The 12,519-nt window shown below is 65.7% G+C and carries 6 protein-coding genes and 2 pseudogenes; 3 read left to right on the forward strand and 5 right to left on the reverse strand.

What is annotated here, in order from left to right; genetic code table 11:
- Positions 1–742: 742 nt before the first annotated feature.
- From RX327_RS03330 to RX327_RS03340, 3 genes and pseudogenes are all read left to right on the forward strand, one after another.
- Positions 743–1,962 (forward strand): annotated as a pseudogene (locus RX327_RS03330) (efflux RND transporter periplasmic adaptor subunit).
- Positions 1,959–5,132, forward strand: coding sequence for a multidrug efflux RND transporter permease subunit (locus RX327_RS03335; protein WP_317249468.1), 3,174 nt, complete (start codon positions 1,959–1,961; stop codon positions 5,130–5,132). The pseudogene RX327_RS03330 and the gene RX327_RS03335 overlap by 4 nt, the downstream one beginning before the upstream one ends.
- A gap of 267 nt (positions 5,133–5,399) precedes the next feature.
- The gene (locus RX327_RS03340; RefSeq protein ID WP_317249469.1) at positions 5,400–6,593 is read left to right on the forward strand and encodes an ABC transporter substrate-binding protein; all 1,194 of its coding nucleotides are present in this window, start codon (positions 5,400–5,402) and stop codon (positions 6,591–6,593) included.
- A 170-nt stretch (positions 6,594–6,763) separates the two neighbouring features.
- Here RX327_RS03340 and RX327_RS03345 read toward each other — a convergent pair whose 3' ends face one another.
- From RX327_RS03345 to RX327_RS03365, 5 genes and pseudogenes are all read right to left on the reverse strand, one after another.
- A complete protein-coding gene (locus RX327_RS03345; RefSeq protein WP_317251447.1) occupies positions 6,764–7,156 on the reverse strand; it encodes an MAPEG family protein in 393 nt (130 codons plus the stop codon).
- A 268-nt stretch (positions 7,157–7,424) separates the two neighbouring features.
- Positions 7,425–8,510: a lipocalin-like domain-containing protein gene (locus tag RX327_RS03350; protein WP_050385075.1), complete on the reverse strand. Its 1,086-nt coding sequence runs from the start codon at positions 8,508–8,510 to the stop codon at positions 7,425–7,427.
- Positions 8,500–10,957: pseudogene (locus RX327_RS03355) on the reverse strand (FtsX-like permease family protein). The gene RX327_RS03350 and the pseudogene RX327_RS03355 overlap by 11 nt, the downstream one beginning before the upstream one ends.
- Positions 10,954–11,604 (reverse strand): ABC transporter ATP-binding protein, encoded by a 651-nt coding sequence (locus RX327_RS03360; protein WP_317249470.1) that lies wholly within the window; start codon positions 11,602–11,604, stop codon positions 10,954–10,956. The pseudogene RX327_RS03355 and the gene RX327_RS03360 overlap by 4 nt, the downstream one beginning before the upstream one ends.
- A gap of 36 nt (positions 11,605–11,640) precedes the next feature.
- Entirely contained in the window at positions 11,641–12,402 is a 762-nt protein-coding gene (locus RX327_RS03365) for a class I SAM-dependent methyltransferase (RefSeq protein ID WP_050385073.1), read from the reverse strand.
- Between the last annotated feature and the right edge of the window lie 117 nt (positions 12,403–12,519).

Raw genomic sequence — 12,519 nt, forward strand, 5'->3', positions numbered from 1 at the left:
CATACGCGACCCGAGATCGCACCGGTCCGCTCGCAATATGCGGACACCGCGACGGTTGCGGAGTCCCGACATCAGCAAGTTCAAATGCGCTTGCCATTACGTAATCGCTTCCACTCACTCACGCCGCGAGAAAAGCCCTATGAATGTTCGAGAAAAGCGCGGCGGCCAAGAAAATTTACCGGTTGGCAACCACGACCGTATTGTCGATGCTTCCGAGTGTCAATGAGCGTCCACGTGACATCGCGTCGTTAACCACGATTCGGCCATGCAGCGGGAGGTAGAGTGTGGAAACTCGACCATTTTTAATCTTGTGCGACCCCCGGTGGTTTATGCGCCGCAGACGGAATTGGCGTTGTGTGACGAATATGTGTCGGTGATTCGCCTTGTGATTGATTCCCGGCGAACCTTCTGTGATCTCTCCTCACCCCGAAAGGCCAGCGAATCTGTCCCTTCCTGTCGTCACGGCTTCGCGATCACGTCGTAAGGCTTTCAGATTACGCAACTATTCGCTTGATCCGGCGGCCATCTTGAACAGACTGGGGAGCGGCTACATCTGTGACGTCCGCTGCCGCGACATTGCGGTGGTCCATCCGCGTTGAATCACCGCAAGTTCAATTGCGACTTTCGTAGCCCTGCACTGATCCTGGGGGAGAGGGAATTGAGTTCGATTGACAGAACGGGGCGTGTGGCTCCGGTGACCCGCGTCGAGCGTCATTCGCTTCGCCGCCATGCCTCACGCGGCCTGTCGCTCAGGCCTTGGCTCGGCCTTGCGCCGATCGGGCTGCTGGCGGCGCTGGCGCTCGGCGGCTGCGACAACAAGAGCGCGCAATCGCAGGCCGCGCCTCCGCCGGCGCCGGTGACGGTCGCCCAACCGGTCAAGCGCACCGTCACCGATTGGGACGAGTTCACCGGCCGCTTCGAGGCGGTGGAGGAGGTGCAGGTGCGGCCGCGCGTCGGCGGCTTCGTCAACTCGGTCGAGTTCAAGGATGGTGCGATCGTCCACGCCAGGGCGATCTGCTCTACATGATCGACCCGCGCCCGTTCGAGGCGGTGGCGCTGCAGGCGGAGGGGCAGCTTGCAGATGCGCGCGCCAAGGCGGAGCTTGCCAAGCGCGAACTCGAGCGTGGGCTGAACCTCGTGCAGACCAGCGCCGTCTCCGAGCAGGTCGTCGATCAGCGCCGCCAGGCCTTGCAGGCCGCGCACGCCGCCGAGATGCAGGCCGAAGGTACGCTGAAGGCCGCGCAGCTCAACGTCGAATTTACCCACGTACTGGCCCCGATCACCGGCCGCGTCAGCCGCCATCTGGTGACCCCAGGCAATCTGGTGCAGGGCAGCGAGAGCGGCGCGACGCTGCTGACCTCGATCGTGTCGATCGATCCGATCTACATCTATTTCGACGTGGACGAGGCGACCTATCAGCGTAACAGCAAGCTGTGGTTCGAAGGCAAGCGGCCGAGCTCGCGCGATACGTCAAACCCGGTGCAGGTGACGCTGACCGGCGAGACAAAGCCCTCGCATGAGGGGAAGATGGACTTCCTCGACAATCGCCTCGACGTCTCCACCGGAACGCTGCGCAGCCGCGCGGTCGTCAAGAACAAGGATCTGTCGATCCTGCCCGGCCAGTTCGGCCGCGTCCGCCTCATCGGCTCCTCGCCCTATGAGGCGCTGCTGATCCCGGACGACGCTATAACCACCGACCAATCGCGCAAGATCGTGTTCGTGGTCAAGGACGACAACACGGTGGAAGCAAGAGCAGTCACGCTCGGACCGCTCGACGAGGGCCTGCGCGTGATCCGCGAAGGCCTCAAGCCGGAGGATCACGTCATCGTCGACGGCCTGCAGCGCGCCCGCGTCGGCGCCAAGGTGGCACCGAAAATGGCGCAGGCGCCGGCGGATTCCAAGCCGGCCGCAGGCGACAGGCCGGCGGCCGCTGACAAGCCCGCCGCAGGTGCCAAACCATGAATCTCGGCCGCCTCTCCATCAACCAGCCCATCTTGGCGATGGTGCTGTCGATCGTGCTCTTGATCGTCGGCGCGCTCGCTTACACCACGCTGCCGGTCTCCGAATATCCGCAAGTGGTGCCGCCGACCGTGGTCGTCACCACGCAATATCCCGGCGCCTCCGCGCAGACCGTATCCGACACGGTGGCAGCTCCGATCGAGCAGGAGATCAACGGCGTCGAGGACATGCTGTATCTCTACAGCCAGGCGACCTCGAACGGCCAGCTCACCATCACCGTCACCTTCAAGCTCGGCACCGATCTCGACAAGGCCCAGGTGCTGGTGCAGAACCGCGTCGCCATCGCGCAGCCGCGCCTGCCGGAGGAGGTGCAGCGCAACGGCGTCACCACGCGCAAGAACTCGCCCGACATCCTGATGGTCGTGTTCATGCTGTCGCCGGACGACACGTTCGACCAGCTCTACATCTCCAATTACGCGCTGCTCCAGGTCCGCGACCAGCTGCTGCGCCTCGACGGCGTCGGCGACATCCAGATTTTCGGTGCGCGCGACTATTCGATGCGGCTGTGGCTCGATCCCGACCGGATCGCCAATCTCGGCCTGACCTCGACCGAAGTACTGGCGGCGATCCGCGCGCAGAACCTGCAGATCACCGGCGGACAGATCGCGGAGCCGCCGATCGCCGATCGCGCATTCCAGCCAAACCTCACCTTCACAGGACGCCTCAAAGATATCAGGCAGTTCGAGGACATTGTGGTGAAAGCCGGTTCCGACGGCCGTACCGTACGTCTGCGCGACGTCGCCCGCGTCGAACTCGGTGCGCTGTCCTACGCCACCAGCAGCTTCCTGCTGCGCAAATCCGCCGTCGCGCTGCTGGTGACGCAACGGCCCGGATCGAACGCGCTCGCCACCGCCAAGAGCATCTCCGACACGATGGAGCGGATGAAGGCGAGTTTTCCGAAGGGGCTCGATTACAATATCGGTTACAACCCCACCGAATTCATCGCCCAGTCGGTCCACGAGCTGATCAAGACGGTCTACGAGGCGATGGCGCTCGTCGTCATTGTGGTGCTGGTATTCCTGCAAGGCTGGCGGCCTGCGATGATCCCGATCATCGCGATCCCCGTGTCGCTGGTAGGTACCTTCGCGGTGATGGCGGCGCTCGGATTCTCAATCAACAATCTGACGCTGTTCGGCCTCGTGCTCGCGGTCGGCATCGTGGTCGACGACGCCATCGTGGTGGTCGAGAACGTCGAGCGACATCTCCAGCACGGCATGAGCCGGCGCGAGGCGGCGCTCAAGACCATGGAGGAGGTTGGCGGAGCGCTGGTTTCGATTGCCCTGGTGCTGTGTGCGGTGTTTGTCCCGACCGCGTTCCTCGGCGGCATTTCCGGGCAGTTCTTTCAGCAGTTTGCGGTGACGATCGCGGTCGCAACCGCGATCTCCTGCTTCTGCTCGCTGACCTTGTCGCCGGCGCTGGCCTCGCAGATCCTGGTACCGCATGAGGAGAAACGCCCGCCGGCGCGCTGGAACATCATCGCGCGCGGCTGGGACAGCTTCACTGCGCTGTTCAACCGGGTGTTCGACCGGCTGGCGCACGGCTATGCATCGGTGGCCGACTTCGTGATCCGGCATACGGTGGTGATGCTTGCGCTCTACCTCGTACTGATCGGCAGTGCCGGCTGGCTGATCGTGACCACGCCGCAGGGCTTCATTCCCGCGCAGGACCGCGGCTACGTCATCATTTCAGTGCAATTGCCCGGCGCGGCCTCGCTGGCGCGTACCACCGAGGTCGTGCGCGAGATCGAGCGGATCTCGCTGGATACGCCGGGCATCATCCGCGTTGCCGCTTTCGCCGGCTTCTCCGGCGCTACGCGCACCCAGGCCGGCAACGCGGCCGCGCTGTTTCCGGTGTTCGACGAGCCTGAGGCGCGGATGAAGAAGGGATTGTCTGCGAACGCCATCACGGTCGAGCTGCGCAAGCGCCTGGCCGCGATCCAGGGCGCCTTCATCATCGTCATTCCGCCGCCGGCCGTGCCCGGCATCGGCACCGGCGGCGGCTTCACCATCCGCATCCAGGACCGCCAGGGTCGTGGACCCGAACTGCTGGCTTCCGCGACCGATGAACTGGTGACAGCCGCGCGCAAATCGCCGTCTCTCACGACGGTGTTCTCGCCGTTCAGTGCCAACACGCCGCAGCTCTTCGTCGACATCGACCGCACCAAGGCGCAGAAGCTGGGCGTGCCCATCTCCAACATCAACGATACGATCCAGACCTATTTCGGATCGACCTATGTCAACGACTTCAACCTGTTCGGCCGCACCTACCACGTCACCGCGCAGGCCGATTTCCCGTTCCGGAAAGACAGCCCCGATCTCGCGCGGCTGCGTACCCGCAACGCGGCCGGCGACATGGTGATGCTCGGCAGCGTCGTGGATTTCAAGGACGTCTCGGGGCCCGACCGCGTCGCGCGCTACAATCTCTACTCGGCGTCCGAGCTCCAGGGTGAGCCGGCGCCGGGCGTAAGCTCGACCACCGCGCTGAACACCATCAAGCAGCTCGCGAACGATACCTTGCCGAGCGGCTTCACCTTCGAATGGACGGACCTGTCCTACCAGCAGATCACTGGCGGCAACGCCGGCCTCTACGTGTTCCCGATCTGCGTGCTGTTCGTCTATCTCGTGCTCGCAGCGCAATATGGCAGCTGGACCTTGCCCTTCGCGGTGATCCTGATCGTGCCGATGTGCCTGCTCGCCGCCACCATCGGCGTGCGCATCATGGGCCAGGACGTCAACATCCTCACGCAGATCGGTTTCGTCGTGCTGGTGGGACTGGCGGCGAAGAACGCGATCCTGATCGTCGAGTTCGCGCGCGACATCGAGCTCGAGGGGAGGTCGCGGCTGGAGGCCGTGATCGAGGCCTGCCGCCTGCGCCTGCGGCCGATCCTGATGACGTCGTTCGCCTTCATCCTCGGGGTGCTGCCGCTGGTGGTGTCGACCGGTTCGGGTTCGGAGATGCGGCAGGCCGTGGGCGTTGCCGTGTTCTTCGGCATGATCGGCGTCACTCTGTTCGGGCTTCTGTTCACGCCGATCTTCTACGTGGTGGTGCGGAACCTCGCGGAAGGAAAGAACGAGGGCAAGCCGGCGGAGCCCAAGGCAACCGTGGCGGGTTGAGCGGCCCGAACTTGTGCCCGTCACCCTGAGGAGCCTGCGAAGCAGGCGTCTCGAAGGGTGCACGGCCACGAGCCGGCGTGCATCCTTAGAGGCTCGCCTTGCGGCGCAGTTGCGCCGCAAGGCTCGCGCCTCAGGAGGACGGAAGGGCTGCAAGCGCGCGTCGACAGAGGCAATACTTTTGGCTGAGCGGAAAGAGATGGGCAGACGTGGGGTTATAAAATAATGTCGCGCCGATTTTCCTGATAGAAACTGCTGGGAGAGCATAAAATGAAGTCCGGATTTTTGGCCGCGGTCGCGGCCTGCAGCCTGATGCTTGCGGCGCCGGCGATGGCCCAAGGCGTCAAGATCGGCATCCTCAACGACCAGTCCGGCGTCTATGCCGATTACGGCGGCAAATGGTCGGTCGAAGCGGCCAGGATGGCGATCGAGGATTTCGGCGGCGAGGTGCTCGGCCAGAAGATCGAGCTCGTCACCGCGGACCATCAGAACAAGCCGGACCTTGCCGCCTCGATCGCGCGGCGCTGGTACGACGTCGAGAACGTCGACATGATCACGGAGCTGACGACCTCCTCGGTCGCGCTCGCGATCCACGAGCTCTCCAAGGAAAAGAAGAAGATCGACATCGTCGTCGGCGCCGCGACCTCGCGTCTCACCGGCGATGCCTGCCAGCCCTACGGCTTCCATTGGGCCTACGACACCCGCGCGCTCGGCGTCGGCACCGGCGGTGCGTTGACGAAGGCCGGCGGCGACACCTGGTTCTTCCTCACCGCGGATTACGCCTTCGGCTATGCGCTGGAGAAGGACACCAGCGAGATCGTCGTGTCGAAGAAGGGCAAGGTGCTCGGCTCAGTGCGCGTGCCGCTCAATTCCTCGGACTTCTCCTCCTTCCTGCTCCAGGCGCAGAGCTCGAAGGCGAAGATCGTGGGCCTCGCCAATGCCGGCCTCGACACCACCAACTCGATCAAGCAGGCGTCCGAGTTCGGCATCGTCTCCGGCGGCCAGAAGCTCGCGGGCCTCTTGATGACGCTGTCGGAGGTGCACGGTCTCGGGCTCGAGGCGGCGCAGGGTCTCGTGCTCACCGAGGGCTTCTACTGGGACCACGACGACGCCTCGCGCGCCTTCGGCGAACGCTTCCTCAAGCGCACCGGCCGGATGCCGAGCATGATCCATGCCGGCACCTATTCGGCGACGCTGAGCTATCTCAAGGCGGTCAAGGCCGCCGGCACCAAGGATCCGGATGCCGTCGCCAAGAAGCTGAAGGAGCTGCCGGTCGACGACGACTTCGCGCAAGGCGGCAAGGTGCTCGAGAACGGCCGCATGGTCCACGACATGTATCTGTTCGAGGTCAAGAAGCCCTCGGAATCGAAGAAGCCGTGGGACTATTACAAGCTGCTCGCCACCGTCCCCGGCGACAAGGCCTTCTTCACCGCCAAGGAAAGCGGTTGTCCGCTGACGAAGTGACGCGTGGCTGGCGAAACAGAACAAACATCGGTGTCGTCCCGGCGAAGGCCGGGACCCATAACCCCGATGTCGGTTGTTGCGCGCAGCTGGAGCTCCAGCCTTCGCAAAACACCTGCCTGTGGTAATGGGTCCCGGCCTTCGCCGGGACGACGGCGGAATATGTGGAGGCGTTACGCGTGGACCAGCCGCCACACCGCGCCGCCGATCGCGCCGACCCAGAGGATGACGCAGGCCAGCGCCTGGATGGCGAAACCGGGGCTGCGTTTCGCCACCGCTTCGCGATAGCCGATGAAATAGACGATGCGGCCGATCACCCAGATTGCGCCGACCGCCGCCGCCGCGGCATCGCCGACATAGATCGCGAACAGCCAAAGCGCCGGCAGGAAGATCGGCATCCATTCCAGCGTGTTCATCTGGATGCGGAACGCGCGCTCAAAATCCGGATGGCCCGACATCGCCGGCACCTTGACACCGTAGACCGCGCGGGCGCGGGCGACCTGCAGCGCGAAGAAGAAGTGCAGCGCGACCGCAAGGCAGGTGACGATGGCGGTGTAGTGGTACATGTCAGGCATTTCCTCTTTCCATTGGCCCCGATGTCATGACGGGACAGCGAAGCCCGGTGTGACATGCGGCCTCGCTCTACCTCTCCCGGCGCGCGGGGAGAGGTCGGAACGCATCGTCAGATGCGCTCCGGGTGAGGGGGGGACCTCGGCGAGACCAGCTGTCACCAGGTACGCGGAGACGGCCCCTCACCCCAACCCTCTCCGCGTAAGAATGGGGCCGGGGAGCACCGTTATGCCGCGGCCCCATTCGGACCAATTCCGTCACGTCCTAATACCCCGTCATCTCAAGATAGCCGATTCCGGCGTGGCTGCCTGCAAAGCGGATCGGGCCTTCCCAATAGGGGAAGCTGGTTCCCATCCAGGCCTTCGGATTGAGCGGCGTGGTCTCGATGGCAAGGCCACGTGCGGGCAGGCTGACGCGCCATGACGTCGGCAGCTTGCGGCCGTCGATCTCGGTGGTCGTCACGGGCGCGATGCTGTTGCCGCTGGCGGCGATCTCGGCCGAGCGGCCGTCCGGCGTGATCCAGTTGCCGAACAGGTTCTCGCGGCCGTCCTTCTGGCGCAACCGGTACAGCATCAGCTTCTCCTCGCCGGGAAGATGCAGCGAGAACCAGTCCCAGCCGGTCTGGTCGGCCGCCAATGGCTGGCTGCTCCATTCGCGATCCATCCACGCCACGCCCGTGACGTCGACCGGCCTGTCGTCGATCACGATGCGGCCGGACGCCTTGTAGAACGGCTGGCTGTAGTAATAGGAGGCCTGTCCGCGATCCGACTTGCGGCTGTAGCCGTGGTCGCCCTGCAGCACCAGCGCGCGGTCGGCCTCGAGCCGCAGCGCGGTGCTGAAGTCGGCGGCGGAGGCCTTGAGCTCGAGCGGCGCGACGTGCTGTGCATCGAACGCATCGCGCCCGCGCAGCTCCCAGGCGTCGATCCAGGCGCGGAGCGGCGTGGCTTCGACGGCGGCCTGCCCGACGCCGCCGCGCGCAAAGGTCTCGCTGAAGCGGTGCGTGCCGGCGCTGGTCACGGCGGCGTGGCCCATCCAGAGCTGCTGATTGGCCCAGCCCTCGGCCGGTCCGCCTGCTTTCATCGCCTGGCGGAACAGCGTCCATTGCGCGCCATAGGCCGCGCCACTCGTGTCGGACAGGTTGGCGGTCACGTACCACCATTCGATCCGGAATTCCGGATGCGGGCCGTGGTCCGCGGGGAACGTGAACGGCTTGCCCGGCGTGACGGCGGCAAATCCTTCCGCGGTCTCGCCAAGTCCGGCGAAGCCCTGCGCGAACGTCTTGCCGCCGAGCGCGAGCCCCAGCGCACCGCCGGCAAAGGCGCGACGCGTGATGGTGCCGCTAGCGCTCATTGACAAAGATCCTGATCAGGCTGGCCGGCTGCATGCGCGCCAGCCTCGCGACCGGAAGCGCGGCGGCACAGAATGCGGCGGCCAGCGCCACCACGACCAGCTCGACCAATTGCAGCGGAAACACGTGGAACGGCAGCCGCCAGCCGAATGCCTTCACATTGACGATCGCAATCAGGCACCACGCCACCAGGAGGCCGAGCGGCAGCGCGAACAACGCGGTGATCAGCGCGACCGCCATGGTCTTCAGCAGTTCGAGCGCGGCGAGCCGCCGCCGGGTCAGGCCGATCGCCCAGAGCGGGGCGAGCTGGGGCAGGCGGGAGTTCGCCAGCGTCAGCAGGCTGGTCAGCAGCGCGATGCCGGCGACGCCGAGCGTGAAGGCGTTCAGCGCCGAGGTCACGGCGAAGGTGCGGTTGAAGACCCGCTTCGATTCCGTTTTCATCCTCGCCTGGTCGGCGATGTTGCGATCATCGAGACCGAATTTCTCCTGTAGCGCGGTGATCAGCGGTGCGATCTTGTCCGGTGCCACGCGGAGGCCCATCCGCGTCATTGGTGTCTGCGGGAAGCGCCGGGTCAGCGCGGCGAAGTTGACCGCGATCTGGCCCCTGGGATTGCCGTAATCGGCATAGATGCCGACGATGTCGAGCTCCCAGGTGCCGCCCGGGGCGGGCACCTCGATATGATCGCCGATCGCCAGCTTCATCCGCCGCGACAGCTGCTCGCTGACGAGGCAGGTGTCGCCGGGCCGCAGCCGAACCCACGCATTCGCGACGTTTTCGAGCAACGGCCAGTTGTCGCGATAGGTGGCGTGGTCGGGCAGGCCGAGCACCTCGATCGGCGCGCCGCCGAGCTGGGTGTCGGCGCGGCCGCCGGGCAGGATGGCCTGAACCTCGGGCTGATCGCGCAGCCAGGCCTTGATCTCCTTTGCCTGCTGATCGCTGGCGGCGCTGACATAAACGTCGGCGGCGAGCCTTCCGTCGAGCCAGACCAGGAAGGTGCGGTTGAAACTTTCCACCATGGTGCCGACGCCGACATTGACCGCGAGCGCAAGCAGCAGCGCCATCAGCGCCAGCGACAGTCCCGACAATTGCTGGCGGCTGTCGGCCCAGAACCAGATGCCGACCGGCGCCCGCGCGCTGCGCTGGCCGAAGGCAAGCGCGACTTGCAGGACCATCGGCAGGATCAGCGCCGCGCCGAGCATCAGGGCCGCGAGCACGCCAAAGCCTGCGATCAGCGAATCGCCGAACCAGATCAGGCCCGCGGCGACCGCGAACACCGCGAGTGCCGCCGCGCTCTGGAGCAGCAGCCAGCGCCGCTGCGCCTGCTGCCAGGCCTGCGGCTGCGCCGTCGCCAGCACCGGCATCCGGATCGCCTTGGCAAGGCTCGCCGCCGCCGCGGCGAGCGCGCCCAGGATGCTGATGGCAACACCGGCGAACCACCAGACGGGTTTGAGCGAAAGCTGCCCCGGAATCTGCGCGCCATAGAGCCCGCGCAGCGATGCGGCGACGTCGGGCAGCAGGGCAGCCGCGATGAAATAGCCGCAAGCGAGCCCGATCAGGCCGGCGATCAGCGCCAGTGCCACCAGCTCGATCACCAGCACCGTGTTGACCAGCCGCGCCGACGCGCCGCAGGCGCGCAATGTCCGCAGCATCGGCAGCCGCTGCTCGAAGGCGAGGCCGACGGCCGAGTTGACGATGAACAGGCCGACGAAGAACGACAACAGGCCGAACGCGGTGAGATTGAGATGGAAACTGTCGGTGAGCCGTTCGAGATCGCTCTCCGCGCTCGGCTCGACCAGGCGGAGCTTGTCACCCGCCACGCTTTCCAGCGCTGCGTGCGGCGCCTTGGCCTTGCCGACCAGCAGGCGCGAGACCTGGCCGGGCATTTTGAGGATGTCCTGCGCGATGCCGATATCGACGATCAGTGCGCCGGGCGCGAGCTCGGCCTGTACGCGCAGCGGCGGCAAGCTCGTGCCGTTGGCCTCTGGCCGCTCGCCTTCCTTGCCGAGATCGCGCAGCGTTTCCGGGGCCACCAGCATTTCGCCCGGCGGCGTGATGAAGGATTGCAGGCTACCGCGTCCGACCGCGGCGCGTTGCCGACATCGGCCGGCAGCGTCACCGGCTCGATGCCGAGCAGCCGCACCGAGCGCCCGTTGATCTGGACCCGCCCCTCCAGCACCGGCGAGACCGGCCAGCCCGCGCGCCGCAGATCGACGAACAATGTTTGCGGGAAGGTCGCGCCGTCCCGGGCGCAACCAGCATCGCCGTGCGCACGCCGCCGAACGTCGCTGCGGCACGGTCATAGGCATTGCGGGCCTGCTGGTTGATCGCCTGCACGCCGCTCCACAGCGCGGTCGCTGCGATCAGCCCGATCAGCAGCGTGGCGAACTGCATCTTGTGGCGCCGCCAATGGCTGAGCAGCACGGCGAGGATCCACAGCGCGCGCCTCATGCGATGCGCCCCGCATGCAGGGTGAGGTGACGGTCGAGGGTCGCAGCCAGATGCAGGCTGTGCGTCACCATCAGGAAGCCGCAGCCGGTGCGCGCGACGAGGTCGCGCGTCAGCGCCAGCACGTCTTCGGCGGTGGCTTCGTCCAGATTGCCGGTCGGCTCGTCCGCGAGCAGCAACAGCGGCTTTGGCGCCAGCGCGCGGCCGATCGCGACGCGCTGCTGCTGGCCTCCGGACAATTGCTCGGGATAGCGCCTGAGCAGGCTTTTCAGGCCGAGGCGCTCGACCAGTTCGTCGTGCCAGGCGGCGTCATGCCGGCCGGCGATGCGCGACTGAAACACGAGATTGTCCGCGACCGTCAGGCTCGGGATCAAATTGAATTGCTGGAACACGAGGCCGAGCCGGTCGCGGCGCAATTCGGCGCGGCCGGCGTCGTTGAGGTGGGAGACGACGGTGTCGGCGAGGGCGATCTCGCCGTCGGCGGCATCGAGCCCTGCGATCAGATGCAGCAATGTGCTCTTGCCGCTGCCGGACTCGCCTGATAGCGCCACGCTCTCGCCGGTCGCAACGGCAAGGTCGACACCGCGCAGCACCGCGATGTCTTCGCCGGCAGAGCGGTAACTCTTGGTCAGGCCGGTGACGCGAAGCACCGCGGCGGTCTGGTCAGATGAAGCGATGGCCGTGCCTCATTGCGGCTTCTGGTATTTCAGGACGAACTCGTCGATCGGCACCGGTGCCTTGAAGACGGGAATGTCCTTGGGGTCCTCCGCATGATGCAGGAAATCGCCCTCGGCCACCAGCTTGAAGCCGGCCGCCTCGATCTCCTGCTTCAAGGTGCTCTCCTCGATCCGGTGCAGCGTCTTGGCGACGCTGGTGCCTTCGCCCGTCTTGGCCGAGTGATCCGCGATCACGAGGAAGCCGCCCGGCTTGAGCGCGGCGAACATCTTCTTGTTCATCGCGGCGCGGTCGACCGGCAAATAGGTGATGTCGTGATAGAAAAAGAAGAAGGTGATCATGTCGAGGTTCTTGACCTCGGGCGGGATCGGATCGTCATAGTCCCGCACCACATGGACGACGTTCTTCATCGCCGGCGCCTTGGCGCGGTTGTCGAACTTGTCCTTGACGAAGCGCTCGAGCACGGTCGCGGAATCCTGTGCGTAGACCTTGCCCGACGGAGCTACGGTGCGCGCCAATAGTTCGGTGCTGTAGCCGGCGCTCGCCGCCATGTCGAGGATCGTCATACCCGGCTTGACGCCGGCAAAGGCGAGCATCTTGGCCGGCTGCCGGCGCTGGTCGACCTGACGATCCGCATCGCTGCGATCGGGTGCGGCGACGATCGCGGCGTAGTCGGGATTGGGGGCGTCTTCCGCGCGAACTTGAGGCGCGGCAAGCAGCGCGGCAAATACAAGTGCAGCGCAGGCGGTGGCACGTAGGATCAATCTGTTCATGAAATAACCCCGGGCTTTTCGTTGGCCCTGAACATAGCAGTCGGGACATGACAGTTCACCGCTCCACTGGCGCGACCGACGCGATCGTGATCGGGACGTTAGAAGCGCTCCGGGGCG

Origin of the sequence: Bradyrhizobium sp. BEA-2-5, assembly GCF_032918025.1 — a bacterium.
GTDB lineage: Bacteria > Pseudomonadota > Alphaproteobacteria > Rhizobiales > Xanthobacteraceae > Bradyrhizobium > Bradyrhizobium pachyrhizi.

Excerpts from the sequence above, each read along its gene's own strand:
- RX327_RS03335 (WP_317249468.1), top strand. The coding sequence starts at position 1,959 with ATGAATCTCGGCCGCCTCTCCATCAACCAGCCCATCTTGGCGATGGTG.
- RX327_RS03340 (WP_317249469.1), top strand. The coding sequence starts at position 5,400 with ATGAAGTCCGGATTTTTGGCCGCGGTCGCGGCCTGCAGCCTGATGCTT.
- RX327_RS03345 (WP_317251447.1), bottom strand. The coding sequence starts at position 7,156 with ATGTACCACTACACCGCCATCGTCACCTGCCTTGCGGTCGCGCTGCAC.
- RX327_RS03350 (WP_050385075.1), bottom strand. The coding sequence starts at position 8,510 with ATGAGCGCTAGCGGCACCATCACGCGTCGCGCCTTTGCCGGCGGTGCG.
- RX327_RS03365 (WP_050385073.1), bottom strand. The coding sequence starts at position 12,402 with ATGAACAGATTGATCCTACGTGCCACCGCCTGCGCTGCACTTGTATTT.